At 43.5% G+C, this 24745-nt stretch carries 12 protein-coding genes; 8 read left to right on the top strand and 4 right to left on the bottom strand.

The window, feature by feature from the left end:
* The 4 genes from AQ505_RS08310 to AQ505_RS08325 all read right to left on the bottom strand — a co-directional run bounded on the left by AQ505_RS08310 (position 1) and on the right by AQ505_RS08325 (position 5736).
* Positions 1-2646, bottom strand: coding sequence for an exo-rhamnogalacturonan lyase family protein (locus AQ505_RS08310; RefSeq protein WP_197286334.1), 2646 nt, complete (start codon positions 2644-2646; stop codon positions 1-3).
* Positions 2647-3001: 355 nt separating this feature from the next.
* Positions 3002-3844 (bottom strand): ROK family protein, encoded by an 843-nt coding sequence (locus AQ505_RS08315; protein ID WP_062547751.1) that lies wholly within the window; start codon positions 3842-3844, stop codon positions 3002-3004.
* Positions 3834-5102, bottom strand: coding sequence for an MFS transporter (locus AQ505_RS08320; RefSeq protein WP_062547752.1), 1269 nt, complete (start codon positions 5100-5102; stop codon positions 3834-3836). Before AQ505_RS08320 ends, AQ505_RS08315 begins: the two co-directional genes overlap by 11 nt.
* Positions 5103-5181: 79 nt before the next feature.
* Positions 5182-5736: an RNA polymerase sigma factor gene (locus AQ505_RS08325; protein ID WP_062547753.1), complete on the bottom strand. Its 555-nt coding sequence runs from the start codon at positions 5734-5736 to the stop codon at positions 5182-5184.
* Positions 5737-6134: 398 nt separating this feature from the next.
* On the opposite strand from AQ505_RS08325, the gene AQ505_RS08330 reads away from it, so the two are divergent.
* The 8 genes from AQ505_RS08330 (at position 6135) to AQ505_RS08365 (ending at position 24739) form a co-directional block, all read left to right on the top strand.
* Complete coding sequence (locus AQ505_RS08330) at positions 6135-10319, top strand: hybrid sensor histidine kinase/response regulator transcription factor (protein ID WP_062547754.1); 4185 nt, start codon at positions 6135-6137, stop codon at positions 10317-10319.
* A gap of 116 nt (positions 10320-10435) precedes the next feature.
* Complete coding sequence (locus AQ505_RS08335; RefSeq protein ID WP_062550928.1) at positions 10436-13489, top strand: chondroitinase family polysaccharide lyase; 3054 nt, start codon at positions 10436-10438, stop codon at positions 13487-13489.
* A gap of 13 nt (positions 13490-13502) precedes the next feature.
* Positions 13503-14903, top strand: coding sequence for a sulfatase-like hydrolase/transferase (locus AQ505_RS08340; protein ID WP_062547755.1), 1401 nt, complete (start codon positions 13503-13505; stop codon positions 14901-14903).
* A 31-nt stretch (positions 14904-14934) separates the two neighbouring features.
* Positions 14935-17043: a chondroitinase-AC gene (gene cslA, locus AQ505_RS08345; protein WP_062547756.1), complete on the top strand. Its 2109-nt coding sequence runs from the start codon at positions 14935-14937 to the stop codon at positions 17041-17043.
* Positions 17044-17169: 126 nt separating this feature from the next.
* On the top strand, positions 17170-20322 hold the full coding sequence (locus tag AQ505_RS08350) for a SusC/RagA family TonB-linked outer membrane protein (protein WP_062547757.1): 3153 nt from the start codon (positions 17170-17172) through the stop codon (positions 20320-20322).
* An 18-nt stretch (positions 20323-20340) separates the two neighbouring features.
* Positions 20341-22344, top strand: coding sequence for a RagB/SusD family nutrient uptake outer membrane protein (locus AQ505_RS08355; protein WP_062547758.1), 2004 nt, complete (start codon positions 20341-20343; stop codon positions 22342-22344).
* A gap of 19 nt (positions 22345-22363) precedes the next feature.
* Complete coding sequence (locus AQ505_RS08360) at positions 22364-23392, top strand: DUF5017 domain-containing protein (RefSeq protein ID WP_062547759.1); 1029 nt, start codon at positions 22364-22366, stop codon at positions 23390-23392.
* 75 nt (positions 23393-23467) lie between these two features.
* Positions 23468-24739: a glycoside hydrolase family 88 protein gene (locus AQ505_RS08365; protein ID WP_062547760.1), complete on the top strand. Its 1272-nt coding sequence runs from the start codon at positions 23468-23470 to the stop codon at positions 24737-24739.
* The last annotated feature ends 6 nt before the right edge of the window (positions 24740-24745 follow it).

The following is a 24745-nucleotide window of genomic DNA, read 5'->3' on the forward strand; positions in this document are numbered from 1 at the left end:
TTATTTTTTTATTGACTTCTGCGGTTCTTCATTTCTTAACCAGTAGAGCAGGTATGGAACATTGTAAGCATGTGTCCAGCCGAATACCCGAAGGCCGTTTCTGACATCCCATTCTGCATATTCTTTTTCGGGATCCTGAGGGAAGTGGCTTACTTTTAACAGGGTTTCTGCGAGTTGTTTCTGTGTGGCATTATTGTCGAACTTAACATTGGTCTGGTCTGTTTTTAGTACTGCCGCACGTTCCAGTGCCCTGTTCAGGAAACTTTGATCTCGGGTGAATTCATAACCGATCAGTAAGCTGTGGATAGAAGATAGGTAGGATTCCATAAAGTAGGCGATCGGCTCATTGTCTCTTACCGAACGGGCATGGGTAATGAGTGCCTGTTTTATTTTTTCATCGCGGGTGATCCGGTAATATTTGCTGAGCCCTTGTGAGGCATATACCTGAGAATAACCATAACGGTCTACCACCAGACTGCTATTTTGCTCAGTTCCGTTTTGCAGGTCTAACATGTGTTTGATGCGGTCTTTCAGATCGGTCAGGTAGATTTCATCTTTGGTGGCATCGTATACTTCGGTCATGTTCCATACGGATAGATATAGACGGCGTCCCATCAGGTCATGATCTCCCCAGATGCGTTTCACATAAGTATCTGCAGTTTGACGCGCGATTTCTAAACCTCTGTGGTCTCCGGTCAAGTAGTAATCTGCGAGCCATCCCTGTACCCATACGTGTGCGCTCAGTACTGCCGACCAATGCTGATCGCCATGTCTTTTTCCGATGCCGAGGTAAGGAGTAGTGTTATCTGGTGCTTCTTTGCTTTGCAGGTAATCGAGAACAGGGTTGGTATCTCCATGGTATACTGGTTTTTTAGGCCAGTGAATATTGTCTACATCCATGGTATGTCTGCTCATCGCCTGTGCGGCATTGTAAAGTTTCGGATCTCCGGTTCTCATGAATTGCATCCATAACATATAGTCTTGTGCAGGTTCGTTGTTTGCCCACATTTCCCATTTATTGGCGATGTAGTAGTTTTTAAAGTCGCCATGCTCGAACATGCCATACCATGGTGCCCAGTTTTGGTTGAAAAGCATCCAGTCGAATTTATAGTCCATTCCACGCTCAAACTCAGAAAAGGTCGTGTTGTGAGGGGAGAAGGAACCGAAAACTTTCGATACGGCATAGGCTTGCGGAGCGGCATGTGCTACTGGCGGATCCAGGAAATAATTCAATGATTTTTGAATGGAGGGGGTACTTACGCTGGCTTCATGGAAGTAATAAACCAGTTCGCTGGTTTTAGCCAGTCCTTGTGCGAAATTCCCTAATATACCATCATCAGGAGCGTTAGTATCCCTTGCGAAGCTCATTGGCCCTGCTTGCGGCGACCATAAATAGGCGGTAGTGAGCTGCTGATCAGCGATGATATTCAGTTCTTTTGGGTATTCTTCAAAGAAGTGTTTGATGCCGATGGCAATGCCCCATTTTTTGTCGCTGATGTCCATCCAGCCACTGGCTTTGGCGGTTTTCAGCTGCTCCTTATTGTCGGTGGTTAGACTGGCAGAGAAGCCTTCCATTCTTTTGGTATTTGTGGATTCCGGCACCGGAGCTACTTTATTTGGTTTCGGCCCGGTTTGGAATAGTGAGGTTTTCTGTGTTCCATTTCCGGAGAATTCATATACTTTTTCTGCTGGGTTTTCCCACCATTTACCATCTTTATAACCTACTTTGTAGGAGATGGCACCGTTTAGTTTGTAATGGAGGGAGAAGCCTGTTCCTGCAATCTGGTCGTTTGGTTTAGACCAGCCTTTATCGCTGCTTTCTTCTTCCGAAAGTATGTCTTTACTTTGCGTAGCAATCCTGGCATGCTCTCCTTTTTTAATTTCATGCTGATCCGGGACGCCGGTGTAGACAAAGGTATGGAGTACTTTAACATAGGATTTTCCGGCATATACGTGGACTCTGAGCACGAATGGCGCAGGATTGTTGTCTTTTCTCTCATAGCGGTATTCTCCTTCAAGTCTGATGATGCCATGCAAAGAGCCGGAGCCTTTTTCGATGACGCTTCTGGTGATGATGGCTTTGGACTTGTCTATTCCTGCCTGATCTAAAAGATCGAGGAAGGAACCTCTGTCTTTCGCGCCTTCGGCGATGATGTCTGAGGCACTGAACCCGTTTTTATCGGTATTCAGCTGTACCGTTTCAAAGAAACCTCCATTGTCTTTCTTGATTTTGAAGTTCAATGGGCCGGTGCTGACTTCCGTATAGCTGCCCATGGGCTGCACATTTCTGATCACTACACGATCGCCTTTAAAGGTTTCTCTTTTGACATCGCTGCCATATTCCAGGGTGTAATTGTCGTTGGCATCGGTAAAGAAAAATACCCAGATCCATTTGATGCTGTTGTTAATGGGCATCCAGTTGTTGACTTCCGTGATTTGGGAAGGGATTTCCTTGCCTTGTTTATTGAGCAGTCGGACATGGTCCGGAGAATACAGGGCACCGATGGGAATGGGTATACCCATGGTAATGGGAGCACCTTCCTGGTGCTTTTCAACTTTTAGCGGAATTCGTTCTGCTGCAATTGCAGTGAATTGAACCAGGAGGAGCAAGGATAAGGTAAGGAAGGTTTGGCTTAGCTTTTTCATTGGCATATTGGTTTTTATCGGTTTTAGGCTATCCTAAGTTTATGGCATACGTTTTAAGTAATGGACAAGACTTAGGTTGGTGCTAGCTGTGGATAGGTTTGTTTCCTGATAAGACGGGGCGGTTTTGATTTTGTACTGCTTTTATTTGATTTTTCTTGCAGACCGGGATTTATGCCGGGGATAAGTTCGATGTTATGATCATCTGATTGAGCGGGATAAAATGTTATTATTTATGGTGGTTATTCTATGGGGGGACTTACCTGCAGAGGCTTATTGAAAAGAGTGGAGATGATCAAAGCGGAGGGATTCCTTAAAAAGAACCCTTCGCTTTGGTATTCATAGAATGTTTTATTTTCTAGTTAAAATATAATGCGGCAGCGCCGAGAATGGCAATGTTGTCTATTTCTGAAGGGGTAATCTGGATGTTTTTGATCACTGGCTGATAAGGAAAGTCCTGTAATTCTGTCCATAAGGTAGCGCGGAAAAATGGGAATGCTTTGCTTACTGAACCGCCCATGACGATTATTTCCGGATCTACGGCATAGAGAATGGTTTTTATGAGCAAGCTGAGGTGTTTTCCATATTCCTGGAAAATTTGTAATGCGGCAAGTTCTCCACTGGCTGCTCTTTTATATACTTCCTCACCAGAGCTTTGGTGGAAATGGCTGAAGAAATTGCCGCTGCAGTAGAACTCGTAGTTGTGATCCAGGTAGGGGATCATTCCGAATTCACCGGCACCGCAGTTGCGGCCTTCATAAAGTTTGCCCTCACAGATCAGGCCTGCGGCTACACCAGTACCGAGAATGAGACCGGTCAGGTTGTTTTTTTTCTTGCCCATGCCGTAATGCCATTCTCCGGCAGCGAAGCAATTGGCATCGTTGTTCATCAGGACGGGGATCTGGAAATGATTTTCCAGAATAGATTTCAGGGGCACTGCTTTCCAGGAAGGGATGTTTTGTACATCGTAAACAATGCCTTCTTTGGTATCCAGGATACCCGGAACACCAATTCCAATGGCTTCTACTTTAGGGTTTATGACCTTGCTGATCGAGTCGATCACCTGTTTGATGACGATGGATTCATCGCTTTTGGATTGGATCCGATCGCTGTCGATTTTAGTTATTTCTTGTCCGCTTACCAATCCGGAGCGCACATTGGTGCCTCCAAGATCTACGCCAACCAGCATCTTATTGTTCATCAGTTAAGGTTTTCTTTTTTCTAAGGGTGATTGTTTCATTTTGTACCAGTGGTTTTGCCCAAAAGCCAAGGCTTAATATATAACCGAGCATCAGAAATATAAACACCATTCCGGTTTTTAGTGAGGTCATATCTCCAATCCAGCCGATAATCAATGGGAGGACTGCTCCGCCGCAAATTCCGGTGATGAGGATACCGGACAGGGCACCATGGTGCTTGTCCATAGAGTTGAGTGCCAGTGAAATGATGATTGACCACATGACCGAGGCAAAGAAGCCGATCATCGGGAAAGCCCAGATGGCGATTGCCGCAGAACCAAATAGTGCAAAGGCCAGACTAAGGATTGCTGCTGCAGTAAATAATACCAGGACTTTTTTGCTGTCCATGAATTTCAGGAGCAATAAACCGAGCAAGGTACCGATGGTGAGCATACCCCAAAACCAGGATACGGCGGTTGCACCCCCGGTTTTTGGATCTATTTGATGGTAAGTATTTAGAAATTCCGACATCCAGTTGGCCACACCTTGTTCCAATCCTACGTAACAGAAAATAGCCAGGAAGTAAAGTCCAACTGTTGGATTTTTTAGGAGTGCGATATTGGTTTCCATTCCGCCCACCTTTTCATCTCCTTTCAGTTCTACTTTGGGGATTTTTATAAAAGCGATCACGATCACCATGAGAATAGAAACGATACCGAAGATCCAGTATAGAGAGATCCATGGTAGTGCTGCCGGCACGATCGATTCAAAAAAAGCGATGATGGGACTGGAATCACCTTCGGGCTTTCCAATATTGAGTACGAGATAGGAGTAGACTAAAGGGCTTAAAAAAGAAGCGAGGCCAAAAAAGAATTGGGCTAGGACAGAGTTGAAAGCGAAGTGTTCTTCGCCTCCGGCCACGCGAAGCAATGGGTTGATGGCTACCTGCAGCATGGCCATACCTGCACCGATTAGGAAAAGGGAACACATGTAGCTGAAATAGCCCGGAGTAAACACAAAAAGCATGGCGCCTAAAAAGGAAATAAAGAAGGCCGCTGACATCACTTTTTTCTCTCCGTATTTTTCAACAAGGATTCCTGAAGGAATAGACATGACACCGTAAGCGATAAAAAAAGCAAAGGGGAGTAAGGCTACAGTAGTAAGGCTCAAAGAAAAGCTCCTGATGATATCAGGAACCAATGGTCCGATGATATTGGTTAAAAATGAGATGACAAAGAATGTCAGTAAAATGAGTCCTAGTACAAAGTAGTTTCTTTTCATTGGTTCATCGGTTTATGAAGATAGAGACGGGGCGATGTTGATTTTGTACTAGGTTTTTTTGATAAATACTATTAAAAGGCTATCCAGACCTGGAAGCGATGTTTTTGCGGAGTATTTTTATGCCTTCATGCACGCAGTTGCGAATCGCCTGATATTTTATGGGAAGAATTTCTGCGATTTGTTTATAGGAAAGGCCCTCAAAATAATGGAGCAGCATGACTTGCCGCTGTCTTTTTGTGAGGTGTTTTAATGCCTGATGTAAATGTTGGTTTACTGCTGTCTGATTCTGCTCCTGAATAATGGTTTCTTCAATACTGCTTTCTTCCTGCGGATGGTCTAACTCGGCAAGGTTAATCTCTCTTCTAGATTTTTTTATCGCTTCAAATAATAGTCGGATATAGGCACGATAGAGGTAGCTTTTTACAGAACTGATGTCTCCCAGGTTTTCCCTGTTTTTCCAAAGTTTTAAGAACAGATCCTGGAGACAATCTTCAGCAAGGTCGGTATCGGCAGAGGTTTTTACGCCGTACTTGTAAAGCAGCATGTAGTATTTGTAATAGATCGCTTTGAATGCGTCCTTATCGCCGGATTTGAAGCTGTCCCAAAGCTCCGATTCAGAAATTTTATCATGCATACCCCTATGTTTACAAGAATTGAACTAAACGAAAGAAATGTTAATGTATTAATAATATTTTGTAAGTTCATACAACATTTTGAAAATGAGGACTTAGGTTAGCCTTTGATAGTTAGTTGTTTATGGGGCTTTTTTTATAGGATTATATCGTTTTAATGGTCTAAAACGATTAATTCAAATTATTTTCTATCGCTATATTTCAGTTGAAAAAATAATTAATTGTCATCTCTATTTTACTCGAAATTGGAGTGTTTCCCCTTTGGTTTTTCCCGAAAATTAAGGATGTGGCCAGTAGAGGAGGAAGTGCAGGTTTGTTTTTTTTCTCCCCGTTCTTCATCAGGATCCTAAGCTGATTTAGATTTGTTCAGTAGGTTTATTTTGTATATTTAAAGCGGAAAATGACTAAACTGACTCACCAAAATATACTGGCAAAACGAGTATTACTGACCATCATACTCAATTGCTTTTTCTTACTTTCTTTCGCCCAATTGTCCTTTGATCATTTGTCGGTAACGAATGGATTATCTCAAAGTACAGTATTGTCGATTTGTAAAGACAGCAGGGGATACCTATGGTTTGGTACCCGGGATTGTCTGAACCGTTACGATGGCAGAGGGGTTAAAATTTACCGCAGCAATCCTGATGATCCTGCCAGTATTAGCTCGGAGGATTATATCTATGCCTTATTATCAGATAAAAAGCAAAACCTGTGGATCGGTACTCAAAACGGATTAAACAGGTACATTCCAGAAAAAGATGCCTTTGAGCGCATTCCTTTTGATCCTAAAAATCCGAATAGCATTAGTGATAAAATTATACTTTCCATGCTTGCGGATCGTAAAGGCCGGGTATGGTTTGGTACAAATACCGGTTTGAGTATGCTGGAAGATCCTGCCTCCAGGAAGTTTAAGAAGTTTTACCAGAAAGATGGGCTGGCAGGAAATTCTGTCTATACTGTTTTTGAGGACAGAAAGGGGGATATTTGGATAGGGACTACAGAAGGGCTTAGCAGAATGAGCTGGGAAAAGGGCAGGTATGTGTTTACAAATTTCCGTCATCACCCAGCCTCGCCCCAAAGCATCAGTGGGAATTTTATCAGAACCATTGCTCAGGATCAGCTGGGTAGAATCTGGATAGGAACTGATGCGGATGGCTTGAACTTGTTTGTTCCGGAAACACAGTCTTTTATCCGTTTTAAATACCAGGCAGGCAATCCTTATGGGATCAGCAATAACATCATCCGTAAAATCAGCGTCAACAAAAATGGAGATTTATGGGTAGCAACGATGAACGGGCTCAATATTATAGACCCGCATACGCTACGCTTTACCAATTATAAACATGATGCCGATCAGCGCAAAAGTTTAAGCGACAACTCCATTAAAGAGATTTATGAGGACAATCAGGGTTCTGTATGGATAGGTACCATGTTTGGCGGTGTCAATGTAACGCATAGCAATACCATTCCTTTTGACGTTTATAAATACAATAAGTATCGTAACAGTATCAGCAGTGATATCATTAGTGTGATTGCAGGAGATGAAAAACAGCACCTCTGGATTGGAACGGAGGGCCAGGGACTGAATTATTTCAATACTCAGACCGGTGTATTTAAGAAGTACCAGAATGATCCGGCAGACCCGGGAAGTTTAAGCAACAATACCATAAAGGCGATATTTAAAGATAGTAAGAATCGCATTTGGATAGGGCTTTTTCAAGGTGGATTGGAGCTTTTTAATCCGGCTACAGGTAAGTTTAAACATTATCGCCATGATCCCGCTAATCCTAATTCATTGAGTTATGGTTATGTGAGCAGCATTACGGAAAATCCGGATGGACATTTATTGGTGGGTACCTCCTCAAAAGGATTGAATGTGTTTGATCCCGAGCAGGAAAGATTTACACTGATCAATGAGCTGCCAAGTTCGGGACTTCGACTGAGTAGTGGTTACATTCGTTTTGCCTATACCGACTCTAAGAAAAACCTTTGGGTAGGTACGCCAAGAGGTCTTAACCTGTTAAATTATAAGCATTCAGCTTTTAAGTATTTTTTCAAAAGCAAGGACAAAGACAGCTTAAAATCCAACCAGATCAATTGTGTAAAAGAAGACCAGCAGCATAACATCTGGGTAGGTTCCTTAAGGGGTGGATTGAGCCTTTATCATCCTAAAACCAATACTTTTACCACCTATACCAAGGAGGATGGTTTGGCTAGCGACAATATCATTGATATTTTGGAAGACAATGAGGGGAATTTATGGCTGAGTACCGACCGTGGCCTGACCAAATTTGATAAAGCAAGGAAGTCTTTTAAAAATTATAACATTAGCGATGGACTGCCAGCCAATGAATTCAATGTGAATTCTGCTTATAAGGATGAACATGGAAAACTGTATTTCGGAAGCTATAATGGCCTGGTGGCATTTACTCCCAGAGATATCAAAGAAAATACGACCGTCCCAAAAATCGTGTTTTCCGGCTTAAAGTTATTCAATAAACCCGTTGCTATTGACGGTCCCGATCAATTACTGAAAGCGGACATCAGCTTTACCAGGGAGATTACCTTTTCTGCAGGACAAAATATTTTTACCATAGATTTCCTGGCGCTGAATTATATCCAGCCTCAGCGGAATCAATATGCCTATAAACTGGAAGGATTTGAAAAGGACTGGAACTACGTGAATATACCTTCTGCAACTTACACCAACTTGCCGGCAGGAAAATACAGGTTTTTAGTCAAAGGGAGCAATAATGACGGCCTTTGGAATGAAGTTCCGGCAAGTATGGAAATTCGTATTTTACCGCCATTATGGCAAACCTGGTGGGCTTACCTGGGTTATGCGATTGCAGCAGCAGCCTTGCTTTATTTTGTGCTGCGCTTTACCCGCAGACAGCAAAGGTTAGAATCCGAGTTGTATTATGAGCAGCTGAATAATGAAAGGCAGGAAGAGCTGTACCAGATGAAGCTGGATTTCTTTACCCGTATCTCTCATGAAATCCGTACGCCGCTAACCCTCATTTTTGCGCCGCTTCAAAAACTGCTCAAGCTGACCACAGAAAATCATACCGTTCATCAGCCATTGCTGGGTGTAAAGAAAAATACAGACAGACTGCTTCGGCTGATCAGCGAATTGCTGGACTTTAGAAAGATCGAAACTGGAAATACCAGACTTCAGGTTTCTTCCCATGAACTGGTTGCTTTTTGCCGCAGCATTTATGAAACCTACTCCCATCTGGCTGAGCTTAAAAACATCGACTATAGTTTCAGCAGCAATGTGTCCGAAGTTCAACTTTATTTTGACGCTGGTCAGCTAGAAAAGGTGTTTTATAATATTCTTTCCAATGCCTTTAAATATACTCCTGATGGGGGTGAAATTAGTTTTTCCATCAATCTGGATAAGGATCAGGTAAAGGTGGTTATCGCGGATACGGGAGTTGGGATACCTGCTGAATTGCAGGATAAAATCTTCGGTAATTTTTACCAGGTAAAATCTAAAAATATTGCTGCGGAAGGCTGGGGAATCGGTCTGGCCCTGGTTAAAAATATTGTTGAACTGCATAAAGGCGAAATTTCAGTTTCCAGTACAGCTGCGGTGGAAGGGAAAGATGGAGGAACCGTGCTGACGGTAGGCTTATGGTTAGGGAAATCACATTTCAAGGAAGAAGAAATCAGCGATCTGGAGCCCTTGGCAAAAACGATGTCTGAACCGCAGGAATCAGTAGGAGTGCTAACTGAATCAGCAGCAGCGGGCACTGGATCAGAAGAAGAGCCAACCGGATCAGCGGATCAATTGGCTGCGGAAACAGCGCTTCAAGCTGAGGAAAAGAAGTACAGCATTCTGGTAGTCGAAGACAATGATGAATTGAGGGGATTTATTGTGCAGTCGCTGCAGTCCCTTTATCATATTTTAGAAGCAGTGAATGGAGTGGAAGGATGGGAGATGGCCACTACGCATCTTCCCGATCTGATCATTAGTGATGTGACCATGCCGGAAATGAATGGCCTCGAACTTTGTCAGCGGTTAAAAAAAGAAGAGCGGACGAATCACATTCCGGTGATCATGCTCACAGCTATGGCCTCGGAGCTGCATCTGGTAAATGGTCTTGAGGCAGGAGCAAATGTTTACATGACCAAACCTTTTAGTATACAGGTTCTGGAATTGAGTATCCGAAATATTTTACAGGGACGGGAGGAGTTAAAGCAGAAATACCTGCGTCAGTTAATGCTGACCCCAAAACTACCGGAAACGGAATCTCCTGAAGGAAAGTTTCTAAATAAGCTGATGCAGCTGATGGAAGAAAATATGGAAGATCCTGAATTCAATGTGGGCGGTTTGGTTGAACATATTGGAATGAGCCAGACGGTACTTTATAAAAAGATCAAGGCCATCACGGGTTTATCGATCACTGATTTCATCAAATCCCAGCGGCTAAAAAGAGCCGCCCAATTATTGTCGGAGGGCAAACTGAATGTTTCTGAAGTGGCTTATGCGGTTGGTTTTAATGACCGGAAGTATTTCAGTAAGGAGTTTCGTAAGCAATTTGGACTGGCTCCATCAGACTATGTTCAAAAAACAGATTAGTGCCCCCTTTTGAACTGATTTGTCGCCCTTATTTCCTGGATTAAAAACGAATATTTGAATCCTGTAGGATCAATATTTAAATCCTATTGGAACCAAATATCCCTAAAAGACCAGGTATGAACCGTTTGTTTCTCGTTTTATTATTTATTTGCTCCCAGACCATGGGCAGTTCTGCGCAAACGCAAATTGACGTTTGTGAATGCAGCGTTCCAAAAAATTGGACTGCTGTGAATGGCAGGTTATCGATGAGCAGCAATCATTTTAAATTAGGGAAGCAATCTATAAAATGGGACTGGAATCGGGCTGGAAAAAGCATGCTGACGATTTCTGATGAAGGTCTTAAGGCGGTGGCAGGAAATCCGAGAAGTACTTTCGCGGTCTGGATTTATAATGAAAAACCACTGAATGACCAGCTGGTATTCAAATTCGGAACAAGTGGTAATACGATGAGCAGTTTTAACTTTAAGCTTAATTTCAAAGGCTGGAGAACTGCCTGGGTCATGTATCACAGAGATATGGCTGGGAAACCAGCTGCAGAAATGAATCAGCTGAGCATATCGGCTCCTGCCAGCTTGAATAAGGGCAGCCTTTTTATTGATCAGCTCATCATTGCTGCGAGCATAAATCCACGTTCCCCGATGCGGGATGAGCAAGTACCATTTGTTAATCCAGACGGAGATAAAGCGGCCAATGCCCATTGGACCTCCTTATATACCTTTAATAGCATGCCGCAATATTTGCCATTACCAGGGAAGCTGGGTGCGAGTGTTCAGGTAGAGCTTGACCAGATCCGCAAAAGGTATCAGGAGCAGCTGCTGCTGCCTGCAGGGAAAACTTCGGCAAAAAATACTTTAACTGAATTGGAGAAAGCGTATGCCTATTGGAACATCAGCCGCGCTGGAGGAAGCATTAGTGGCCGCCCGGTATTTTCCACCAATGATGTGGAGCTGGTTTCTTTTTCTCCGGATGAAAAACTTAAGGAGATCAACCGTTTATCTGGCATCAAGCGCTATACCCAATTGATGCTTCAGATTGCTCAGGCTTATCATGCTCCTGGTTTTGTGAATGATCAACAAAGACTGGGACAAATATTTATAGATCTTCTGGATCACCTGGAAGATCAGGGATGGGCCTATGGCAGCGGGATGGGGGCATTGCACCATCTTGGCTATAACCTTGCAAGTTATTATCCAGCTTGTTTACTGATGAAAGACCTGATTAAGCAGCAAAGTAAGCTGGACCGGACTTTTAAAAGTATGGCTTGGTTTAGTGGTTTAGGACGTAGCTTACAGCAACCTGATCAGTTGCCGGCCTCAAATATTGACGTATTTAATACTTTACTGGGCGGGATGTTAGCTTCGATTTTAATCCTGGATGATCGTCCAGAAAAATTGCAGTATCTCCAGAGTTATTCTAAATGGCTTTCCAAAAATATAACACCAGATCACACGATTGAAGGCGCTTTTAAACCTGATGGTGCCGTTTTTCACCATGGCAATATTTACCCGGCTTATGGTATTGGCGGTTATGCCGGAATCGCACCGATCCTTTATGTCCTGAGTGGTACCTCTTTTCGGGTAGAACCCGCTGCCCATGAAAGTTTAAGGCATAGTTTGCTGATGATGCATTATTATACCCATCCGTACCAATGGCCGTTGAGCGTTTCCGGACGCCATCCAACAGGCAGCGGACGCATTGCAGATGTGGCTTATGCCTATATGGCGATGTCAGGTTCGTCTGATGGACAGTTGAAAACAGATACCTTAATGGCATCGATTTACCTGATGCTGAACAAGGGGAAACAGAACAAATGGACGACTGCTTTTAAGAATAGTCAGATTCAGCCGATAGGGTATACCAGCGGTCATTGGAACCTTAATTACGGTTTGTTTGATCTTCATCGCCGCGAGGATTGGCTGCTCAGCTTGCGCGGACATAACAGATATTTTGTAAGTCATGAGTCGTATCCCGGGGCCAATGTATATGGGAGATACCTGGGCTATGGCCATCTGGAGGTCTTATTTCCGGAGACTAAAACAGATGAGGGCAGTAATTTTAGAGATGAGGGCTGGGACTGGAACAACATTCCGGGAGCCACAACCCTTCATCTTCCTCTAGCGCAGCTGAAGGCCAACATCATCAATGCAGATGACGATAGCGGCATAGAAGAAATGCTGATTTCTGACGAGCCTTTCGCTGGTGGTACCAACTTTGAGAAAAATGGATTGTTCGCCATGAAAGTTCATGGCCATGATAAATATGATATGGGCAGCTTCAGGGCTTCGAAATCCTGGTTTATGTTTGATGACCTGGTGATTAGTTTAGGTTCCGGAATTAAAAATACACGGGCTGATTCTCCCACAGAAACTACCTTGTTCCAGAATTACCTGAATGATCCTGCAGCGGTGATCCAGCTGGATGGAAAGGAGATCAGCGCATTTCCTTACACTAGTAAGGGGAATGCCGGGAAAGTTTTAACCCTGATGGACAACCGCAGCATTGGGTATTATATTCCTGATGGAGGAAATGCGGTGTTCAGTAAGTCTTTACAGGTTTCCAGGGATCAGAAAGATAGTCGGGCAACGAGCGGTAATTTTGCAAAGCTGGTTTTGCAGCATGGAAATGCGCCTGCAAATGCAGGATATCAGTATGCCATGCTGATCAAAACAAATCAGCCCGCACTAGACAGTCTGGCTTTAGCGATGAAAAGCGGAAACCCAGTTTACAAGGTCCTGCAGCAGGATACTGCGGCACATATTGTTTGGTATGCGCCAGAGCAGCTTGTTGGATTGGCTATTTTTGGAAGTCAGCAAAAATTATCGGATTGTCTGCTGATGAGCAACAGCAGACCATGTTTGCTAATGTATCAGCAAAAGGGGGAGCAATTGTCAATGTCGGTGACCGATCCAGATCTTGCCTTTTATGAGGGGCCGGATGATAGTCCGGTGATGGCGGATGGTAAAAGGAAGGAAGTGAGCATTTATTCCCGTAAATGGTACCGTTCTCCATCAAAACCATCCCTGGTTAAACTGCTAATTAAAGGAAAATGGGCGGCGAAATCGGCTCAGGATCATGTGGAAGCGATAGTACAGGCGGATGGAAATACACTGATTTCTGTACCTTGTGCGGATGGGATTGCCACCAAAATTGAATGGATTAAAAAGAATTAAAATAGCCTGAAAAATGAAGAATTTAATCATCTATGCTGTGCTGACTTTTGGTATTACCAGCAGTGTGGCCGCACAAAATAAGGCTTCAAAAAAGCCAAATGTAATTGTTATTGTGAGTGATGACGCGGGGTATATCGACTTTGGCTGTTATGGGGGGAAGCAAATTCCAACGCCAAACATTGATGGCATCGCGGCTAAGGGAATCCTGTTTACGGATGCTTATGTATCTGCATCGGTATGTGCACCCTCCAGGGCAGGTATTTTAACCGGTCGCTACCAGCAGCGTTTTGGTTTTGAGCACAATACATCTAACCTGGTTGCTCCGGGATTCCAGTTAACTGACGTAGGTATGGACCCTGCGGAGCGGATAATAGGTGATGAAATGAAGGGCAATGGCTATAAAACCATTGCTATCGGCAAATGGCACCAGGGAGAGGAAGCCAAGCATTTCCCTTTACAAAGGGGATTTGATGAGTTTTACGGTTTTATTGGCGGTCACAGGGATTTTTTTGCCTATAAAACTACGCCAGCCAAAGAGCAGGCATTGTATGAAAATTTGGAAGTGGTTCCGGAAAGTAAGGTCAGCTATCTGACTGATATGTTTACCGATAAGGCGATCAGTTTTATCGGCGAAAATAAAGAAAAGCCCTTCTTTATGTACCTTTCTTATAACGCGGTGCATACGCCAATGAATGCCAAAAAAGACCTGATGGAACGTTATGCTTCGATTGCTGATCCCGGAAGAAGGGCTTATGCAGCCATGATGACCTCCCTTGATGACAATGTAGGTCGGCTTTTGGAGGCGATTAAACAAAATAAGCTGGATGAGCATACCTTGATTATTTTTGTGAACGACAATGGTGGTGCTACAGTGAATTCATCTGATAATGGACCTTTACGGGGGATGAAAGGGTCGAAATGGGAAGGTGGAATCCGCGTTGCAATGCTGATGAAATGGCCGGGACAGCTTGCTGAGCACAAAAGATATACACTTCCTGTTAGTGCATTGGATATTTTGCCAACCGCCATTGCTGCGGGAAATGGCAAGCAAAAAGGAATTAAAAAGCTGGATGGTGTAAACCTATTGCCCTACCTACAGCGTCCGCAGCAAAAAGTTCCTCACCAGGCTCTGTACTGGAGGAGAGGAGTGGCTGCAGCTATGCGGGAAAATCAGTGGAAACTGATTCGCGTAAAAGACAATGTCTTGTTGTTCGATCTGACAAAAGACCTTTCCGAAACGAGTAATATAGCGCAGCAGCATCCGGCTGTTGTAAAAGCGATGCTGGCGAAACTTGTGCTCTGGGAAAAGGGTTTAGACCAGCCCCATTGGACCAGTCCTTATGGCGATCAGAACCAAATTATGAAACATCGCATGGAAACTACCGGCCGTGAGATGGAAAGAATGTATCCTTAACCAAATAAAAAACCAACCAAATTTAAGCTCAATGAAGAAAATCTTGTTAACAGGGGTATTGGCGGTAATGATGCTTAGCCCGCGACTGGCAGCAGCACAGCAGAATGAGGCCGCCGGATTAATTATGCAGCGGATTGTGCTGGACCTCAGAAAGCCGGTGCTTGCCGTAGATAAATCAGCAGAAAAGAATCTGGCTACGATACAAGCGAATGGCAGTTGGAAGGGCATAGATTATGCGGCCAACACCATTACGAATTGGCAGCCTGGAGAGCATCTGTTGAAGGTAGAAAACCTTGCTCAGGCTTATGTGACAAAAGACAGCCGCTTTTTTAGCAATGAAGAGGTGCTGCAGGACATCAGTAAAGCATTAAAATATTGGTACGACCAGGATCCTAAAAGCAGCAACTGGTGGCACAATGAAATTGCGACACCACAGGCATTAGGGGAAATCCTGATCTTGCTGCGCAATGGAGAAAGTAGGATTCCTGCGGATTTGGAGGCTATGCTGATCGAAAGAATGAAGCGTGGAGATCCTGAAAAGCAGACTGGTGCCAATAAAACAGATATCGCGCTGCATTATTTTTACAGGGCATTGCTGACTGCTGATCAGGCTTTACTGGCTACTTCAACTGCTGAGCTGTTTGACCCGATCAAACTGGTACATTATAAAGAGGGTCTGCAATATGATTTCTCTTACTTGCAGCATGGTCCGCAGCTGCAAATCTCCAGTTATGGGCTCGTGTTTATCACCGGAGTATTAAAAATGATCAATTACGTGCAGGGAACACCTTATGCCATTAGTAAGGAAAAGTTGGACCTGTTTTCTAAATACTACCGTGAAACTTATTTGAAAGCCATAAGAGGAAGTTATATGGATTTTAACGTAGAGGGGCGCGGAGTAAGCAGACCGAATATTTTAAGAAAAAACACAGAGAAAAGCAGGTTGTTGATTGCGGCTTTGATAGACCCATCGCATGGAGAGGAATGGAAAGCAGCAATGGCGCGTACGGACAGCAGTGCAGCACCGGATTATAAGATAACGCCTTTGCATAAACAGTTCTGGAACGGGGATTATGTGATCCACAGCAGACCTGGGTATTCTTTTAATGTCAGGATGGTGAGTAACCGTACTAAACGCAGTGAGTCTGGAAATAAAGAAAATTTGTACGGCAGATATTTGTCGGACGGCGCAACCAATATCCAGGTTCGCGGACCGGAGTACTATAATATTATGCCGATTTGGGAATGGGACAAAATTCCTGGAACGACGACCAGAGATTACCAGGAAGATCGCCTGACCTCTAAATTCTGGGGTGAAGATGGCAGCAATGCTTTTGCTGGCGGGGTATCTGATGGAGTTTATGGTGTATCGGCCTATGCCTTGAACTATGATAGTTTATCCGCAAAAAAGGCCTGGTTTTTCTTTGATCAGGAGATCGTTTGTCTGGGGGCAGCTATTCACAGCAATACCGCAGAACCGATTGTGACTACACTTAACCAGAGCTGGTTGAATGGTGATGTGCTGGGGACTGCTTTTAAAGGTAAATTTGGGAAAGGAAAAACGGAAAGCTTCCGCAATGAGCAGGAAAGCTGGATCCTGCATGATGGAATTGGTTATGTTTTTCCTGAGCCTGCGGCCATCACTTTGAGCAGCAGCAGCCAGAAAGGAAACTGGTTCCGCATTAATAACTCCCATCCAAAAGCGGAGCTTTCCGGCAATGTGTTTAAATTATGGATCAATCATGGGGTAAAACCTGAAGGCGGAAAATATGCTTATGTAGTTTTTCCGGGGATTAAAAATACAGCCCCTTTGAGCGATTTCAGCAAGTCTGGGATTAAGATCTTGGTAAATACCGGGGCGCTTCAGGCGGTGAGTCATGAAAAGTTAAATATGATCCAGGCCGTGTTTTATGAGCCAGGAATTTTCAGTACTGCAGACTATAGCGTCCAGTCTGATAAACCTTGCGCGCTGTTAATTAAAATAGACCAAGGGCAGTTCATGATCTCTGCTGCAGATCCACTGCAAAAGGAAAGCAAAGCCCTGATCAGCATTAAAAATCTAAAAGATGGAAAGACTATGGAATATCCAATTAGCTTTCCTCAGCAAGCATTTGCCGGTTCTACGGTAACGCTGAAATAGTTTTAACCGATTATTACCCTCAATTAAATTAAATAGCACCCCCTTATTCAGGGCATTGATGCTCAAATTTGATTGAGGTAATCTTCGGGTTACCACAGCATAAACCAAATTTAAACCAATTGAAGTATGAGAAAAATTTACATGATTTTTATGTGCCTTTTTTTTGCCATGACTGCCAATGCGCAACAGACGCGGCGGCTGGAGGGTAAGGTCACAGAACAAGGCAGCGGGGATCCCCTGATCGGCGTAAGTGTGCTGCTAAAGGGAACAAAGGTTGGGGCCAGCACCAATCAGGATGGAAAGTTTTCTATGCAGGTGCCAAAAGAAGGGGCGGCCACGTTGGTATTCAGCTATATTGGTTATATCAAGAAAGAAATTGTTGTTGGCGACAGGAGCACGGTTAATGTCATCCTCGCTGAGGACAGCAAGAACTTAAACGATGTGGTGGTGATCGGATATGGGACTTCTAAAAAAGCAGACCTGGTCAGTTCAGTGGCACAGGTGGATATGAAAGACCTGGTTAAAGCCCCAGTTCGTTCGATCGATGAGGCCCTTGCAGGCCGTGTTGCCGGTGTACAGGTGAACTCTTCAGATGGACAGCCGGGTTCTTCGGTAAATATCGTGATCAGAGGGGCCAACTCTATCACTCAAAATAACAGCCCTTTATATGTAGTAGATGGTTTTCCGATCGAAGGTTTTAACCTGAACGTATTCGATCCTCAGGAAGTAGAATCTATTGATGTGCTTAAAGATGCTTCTGCAACCTCTATTTATGGGGCAAGGGGGGCGAATGGGGTGATCATGATTACGACTAAAAAAGGAAAAGTAGGAGATCCGGTGATTTCTTTTAACCCTACACTGAGTTTAGATAAAAATATCAAAACGATGAAGTTGATGAACAACTACGAGTTTGCGAAAATGCAATTGGAGTTTGTTCCTAACTCTCCAGGCTCGGCAGCAGATCCAACTCCGATTTATGTCTTACTGACCAGACCGAACAGAACGCTGGAAGATTATAGAAATGTTCCATTTACAGATTGGCAGGAGCCGTTTTTTCAGACAGGTGTAAGACAGGATTATTCTTTGGCTTTAAGGGGTGGTGCCGGCAAAACTGTTTACTCCGTTTCCGGAAATATCAATGATCAGAAAGGAACCATCATCAATACCGCTTACAAAAGGTACCAGGGGCGGGTGACTTTAGATCAGACCATCAATAATAAGTTGAAAGTAGGAATTAATGCCAATTACGCTTATTTACTGCGTTCTGGAAATTCTGCATCGCAGGGAACTGGCGGAAGTGGTACTACTAATATTCTGTACAGTGTTTGGGGATATAATCCGACCAGTGAGCTGACCTTTGATGATGCATTGGATGAGACTACTGCCAGTGGTATTGATTATAAATTCAATCCGATTCTGAACCAGAAAAACCTGGTTAGGAATAATACAACACATAATCTGAATGCCAGCGGTTACCTGGATTATGCCATCCTTCCTGCTTTAAAATTAAGGATCACTGGGGGGATCAATAATTCCAGAGTGATCAGTGAGGTGTTTAACAATTCGAATACCTATCCTGGTAGTCCAAAGACTTCTCCAGGGAAAATCAATGGGGTGAACGGTTCTATCGTTGAAGCCAACAACAACAACTGGTCAAATGAGAATACGCTGACCTATACGAAAACATTTAATAAAAAACACAACCTGAATATGCTGGCTGGTTTTTCTACCCAGGGGAATACTTCCAATGCTTATGGCTTTGGGGCGATTCTTTTGCCTAATGAAAAGTTGGGAATCAGCGGCTTAAATGAAGGGACTATTAGTCCGGTAACTACAGCTACCAGTTCGTTATGGACATTGGCTTCGTTTTTTGGAAGAGCGAAATACAATTACCAGTCTAAATATTATCTGGAAGCTTCCTACCGTGCAGATGGTTCTTCGAAGTTTTCTACGGATAACAAATGGAGCTTTTTCCCTTCTATCGGGGCTTCCTGGCGCTTTATTAAGGAGGATTTCCTGAAAGACAGTAAAATCCTTTCTGATGGTAAATTGAGGGCCAGCTACGGTAAAACAGGAAATAACAGGGTAAGTGACTTTGCTTATTTATCGTCGATAGACATCCTTCCGGGCAATTCCTATCCATGGAACAATAGCTATGTGACAAGTGTGATTCCTACCACCATCGGAAATCCGAAGGTGAAATGGGAAACTACGGATCAGTATGATGCAGGTATAGACCTGGCCTTTTTGAACAACAGGATCTCGCTGACCGCTGATGTGTATAAGAAGAATACAAAAGACTTATTATTGAGGGCAACATTGCCAACTTCATCTGGTTATACTTCGGCATTTAAGAATGTGGGCGCGGTGTCTAACAGAGGTTTGGAGCTGACGATCAGCACTGTCAATATCAATAAGAAAGATTTCCAGTGGAACAGCAGTTTCAACATTTCTTTCAATAGAAATAAAGTTTTAGCCCTGGCTGAAGATCAGGAAACCTTGTTGTCTACGACCAGCTGGGACAATGCTTATTCCAATATTCCATCTTATATCGCGAAAATCGGTGAACCATTGGGCTTGATGTACGGCTTTATCTGGGAGGGAAATTATCAGTACAACGACTTCAACAAAACCTCTACTGGCGAGTACCTGTTAAAGGATAATGTGCCTGGCAATGGTTCCAGCAGACAGAATATCCAGCCTGGAGACATTAAGTACAAAGACCTCAATGGTGACGGTACCATCAATTCTGCGGATAATACGGTGATTGGGAATAGCCTACCGCTACATACCGGTGGTTTTTCTAACAACTTCAGGTATAAGAACTTTGATTTGAACGTATTTTTTCAATGGTCTTATGGCAATGATATTCAGAATACCAACCGTTTGGTGTTTGAAGGAAATGGATTGGGGAAAAGATTTTTGGAGCAATTCGACAGCTATTCCAACCGCTGGTCGCCAGAAAATCAAGGGGCATCAAATTACCGTACCGGAGGTTTTTCTGTGGCAGGTTATTCGTCCAGAACGGTAGAAGATGGATCTTTCCTACGATTGAAGACCGTTTCATTTGGCTATAACGTCCCTAAAACCTTGTTGAAAAAATTGAAGGTGAAATCAATTAGAATGTTCCTTTCCGCGCAGAATCTATATACCTGGACAAAGTATACTGGTCTTGATCCGGAGGTGAGCACCTACAATTCGGTGTTAACCGGAGGCTTCGATTATAGTGGTTATCCTAGGGCAAGAACTATTGCTTTTGGTGCAAACGTTAATTTCTAACCTACAAATCCTATTCAAATGAAAAAGTTAATATTTTCAATTCTTCTGTTGAGTGTAGGGTTAACTTCCTGCAAAAAGTTCCTGGGGACCGTACCTACAGATAATTTACTGCCTAAAGAATATTATGATACGGAAGCAAAGCTGCTGAATGCTTTGGCAGGGGTATATTACCCACTATCTACCGAGCAGTTATATGCGAATTTTTTAAATACAGATTTCAACGTTTCTGATGAGGCATTTTACCAGAGGTCTACACAGGCTGATGGGGTAGCCGTCTATAATTTTGACTATTCCAATGTGAATGTTGCTGGCTTATGGCAGCAGTGTTATATGGGGATTGAGCGTGCAAATTTGCTGATCAGTAATATTAATGTCGCCAGTATGGAGGAGTCGAAACGCAAACCTATTTTGGGCGAAGCACTGTTCCTGCGCGGCTATTATTATTTTCTGCTTGTGAGCAATTATGGTGATGTACCGCTTAAAATTGAACCTACTAAATCGCCATCAGGCGAAGATGTTCAGTTGCAACGGACACCGGTAAGCGCAGTATATGCACAGATTCTAGCGGATATGGAGCAGGCAGAAAGCCTGACGAGCAACATTACTGATTTCGGATTTAGCGGTAGAGTGGCCAAAACTACGGTTCAGGGAATATTGGCCAGGGTTTGTTTAACAATGGCTGGAGCACCTTTAAAAGAGGAGTCAAAATATGCAGCTGCAAAGGCCTGGGCTTTAAAAGTAAAAGAATCCGGATTACACAGTTTAAATCCGAGTTATAAGCAGCTGTTTGTAAACATGCACCAAGATTTGTATGATATCAAAGAAAGCATGTGGGAAGTAGAGTTTAAAGGAAATGGAGCAGATGGCCTGGGCTCTGGAGGCAGGGTAGGCAGCTTAGCAGGAATCCAGCAGCAGGCGACCAATGGTATTGAACTGAAAATTGGGTATTGTTATGGATTTTTGCACACGACTACAAAACTGTTTAATCTATTTCAGCCAGGTGATTTAAGAAGGGACTGGAATATTGCGCCTTTCAATTACATCAGCACTTATACCGACCGTTATTATTATAACTATTATACTCCTGCTCAGATCTTCAACCGTGATGCCGCGAAATTTAGAAGAGAGGCTTATTTGAATGACAATAAAAACAAAAATGTAACTCCTATCAATTATCCTCTTTTAAGGTATGCAGATGTTTTATTGATGCTGGCAGAGGCCGAGAATCATTTGAATGGGGCAACCAGTCTGGCTTATGATGCCATCAATCAGGTGAGGAGAAGGGCTTATGGCATTAATGTGGCAACGGCCAATATGAGCGTTTCCGTGTTAAATAACATCAATTTAGCAACCCCAGGAAATACAGGATATAACATTACTTTGAACAATATCCCGGTGACCATTACTGGCGGCGGCGGTACAGGTGCTACTGCACAGGCCTCCGTTTCTACTGCTAATGGAAAAGTAACGGCCATCTCGGTATTAAATCCAGGTTCGGGCTATACTTCGGTACCAACGGTTACGATTGGAACTTCATGGATCGCAGGCAATGTTTATAGTGTGGGTACACAGGTATTCAATGGAAATAATTTATATACGGTAACTGTCGCTGGTACGGCGACGGCAACAGGGCCTACTCAAACTTCTGGTGCTTCTTCTGCTGCGGTAACTGGAGCTGTGTTTACTTATGCCGGGATCAGAGCGACGGCAACTGCAACTATTGCGACTTCGGTGGTTGACCTGACTGCAGGATTGAGCAAAGATAAATTCCAGGAGGCCATTGAAGACGAACGTGCGATGGAACTTTGCTTTGAGGCTTTGAGAAAACCAGATTTGATTCGCTGGGGTAAATGGCAGAGCACGATGAATGCAGTTGGTGCAGATATCCGGGCAACTGGTGGCACGACCTTTTCTTACGGTGGTTTGGCTGGTTCTAATGTACAGCCGAAACATGTGCTGTTCCCAATTCCGGCAGCAGAGATTACAGTAAATAAAGCGGCAGTTCAGAACCCAGGTTGGTAATCCTTTAAACATAGAAATTATGAAACTTTTAAATATAAGCTTAATGGCCGGCGTATTATTTTTATCGGCCTGCAGCAAATCAATCGACGAAAAGCCTGTTTCATTTGAGGTCATGAGTACGAAAACAAATGGAGAAGCAAGTGCTGCATTTAATACAAAAGATACGATTGTTTATAAAATCAATGGTAATCCTGATGTGCTCACTTTTTATTCGGGTGCTATTGGTCAGCGTTACGAGTTTAAAGACCGGATCACAGCAAATGGGAAGGCGCAGCTTCAATTTACTTCGTTAAGGGCAAATGGTACGCAAGCGAATTCCATTCAGTTATTGGTATCCTCGGATTTCAAAGGAGTAGTGGCGAAGTCGCAGACGATCCTGGGCGTGATTACGAGAGATACAGCGGCCACGAATGCTAATATTGCTGCAGCGACCTGGGTGGATATTAGTAGTCGTGCGGCCTGGTCTACGGGAACGGCGCTTTCATCGGGGCTCATCGATCTTTCCGATTTTACGGAGCAGGGGAAACCCGTATTTATTGCCTTTAAATACATCGCGACTCCAGGAACGATCCAGAATAAATGGACCATCACTGCGCTTTCTCTCCAAAATGTGCTGGAAGATAAGACGGTTTATACGCAGGCAAATTTTGCTGCTTCCAACCAATCCATTACCAATTACGGTGTAAATAGTCCGGGTTTAGGTTGGTTGAGTATCAGCAATCCGAATTTAAATACGCTGAATTACAACTGGGTTTACAGTGCAGGGATTGGTACTGCGGGTTCATTGGTGATTACCGGTGCGAGCACTGCGGCAGCGGCTACCGCTCCGGCGGAGTCCTGGGCTATAATGGGGGCTGTTGATTTGAGAAAAGTGACGCCTGACGCTGGGCTTGCGGTGAAGGACATCAATACCTTATTGAAAACTTACAAGCCATTGGTCGCTTATCCAGCAGGTGCTTACAATGTGACATTTGTAGCCTCAAACAACACTGTGGATGGGATGTCGGCGGTGGTCAGACAATTGCCAATTACCATTACTAATCCCTGATTTTCTTTAAAATCAGCAGGACTTCAGTCAGAAAAATAAAATATATTAGCAAATATAACCTACAAATACACACGAATGAAATTAACTAATCTTAGGAAGAAAGGGCGTAACCTGCTGCTGGCATCAGCGTTGGCGGTGTCGGTAACCACTTCTTCATTCTTATTGTTCTCGCCAAAATCGGCAATGATTAAAAAGGATTTTGCTGTTGCAGAGCAGCAGTACGGGCAAATGCTGAAAACGGCTAAAGACTTAAGTCAGTTTCCACGAACTACCAACAAAGACGGCTCGGTAAAGAGTACTGATGTCTGGGACTGGACGGGTGGATTTTTTCCAGGCGGACTGTGGTATATCTATGAATATACTCAGAAGCCAGAGTGGAAAGCTGCGGCGACAAAATGGACGGAAGCCTTGGAAAAAGGGCAGTTTTTAACGCAGCACCATGATGTTGGCTTTGTGATGTACTGCTCGTATGGCAATGCATTAAGGTTTGAAAAAGATCCGGAAAAAATAGAGAAATACCATAAGATCTTAATCCAGTCGGCAGAGTCTGCATTGACGAGGTTTGATCCTAAAGTAGGCCTGATTAAATCATGGAATGCGAAGAAATCATGGGATAATAAGACGACCTGGCTATATCCGGTGATCATTGATAACATGATGAATTTAGAAATGCTGTGTTACGTTTCAAAGTTAACAGGAAATCCAAAATACAAAGATGTGGCTATTAGTCATGCTTTGAATACGATGAAGAATCATTTCAGACCGGATTTCAGTACTTACCATGTAGTAGATTACGATGCGAATGGAAATGTGGTTCATCAGCAAACCAATCAAGGGTATGCAGACAATTCGACCTGGTCTCGTGGACAAGGCTGGGCCATCTATGGTTTCACGATGATGTACAGAGAGACAAAGGATCAGCGCTTTTTGGAAGCAGCTGAAAAAGCAGCAGATTTTTACATCAACCATCCAAATCTGCCAAAAGATAAGATTCCTTATTGGGACTTTAATGTGAATCAGGCAGGATATCAGCCGGATTGGGCTTATGATGCGAAGAAACTAAATTATATTCCACGTGATGCTTCGGCAGGATCGCTGACGGCATCGGCTTTATTGGAATTGAGTACATTTTCAGCAAATGGTCCGCAGTATTTTAAACAGGCAGAACAGATGTTAACCTCTTTGTCTGGTCCGGATTATTTAGCTAAACCAGGTACTAATTCTGGTTTTATCCTGAAACATTCTGTGGGTAGTTTGCCTCATAATTCTGAGGTTGATGTACCCTTGGTTTACGCAGATTATTACTTTTTAGAGGCTTTACTGAGGTATCAGAAGTTGGTGAAGTAACATTTG

It is taken from the genome of Pedobacter sp. PACM 27299 (genome assembly GCF_001412655.1).
In the GTDB taxonomy this organism is placed as follows: Bacteria; Bacteroidota; Bacteroidia; order Sphingobacteriales; family Sphingobacteriaceae; genus Pedobacter.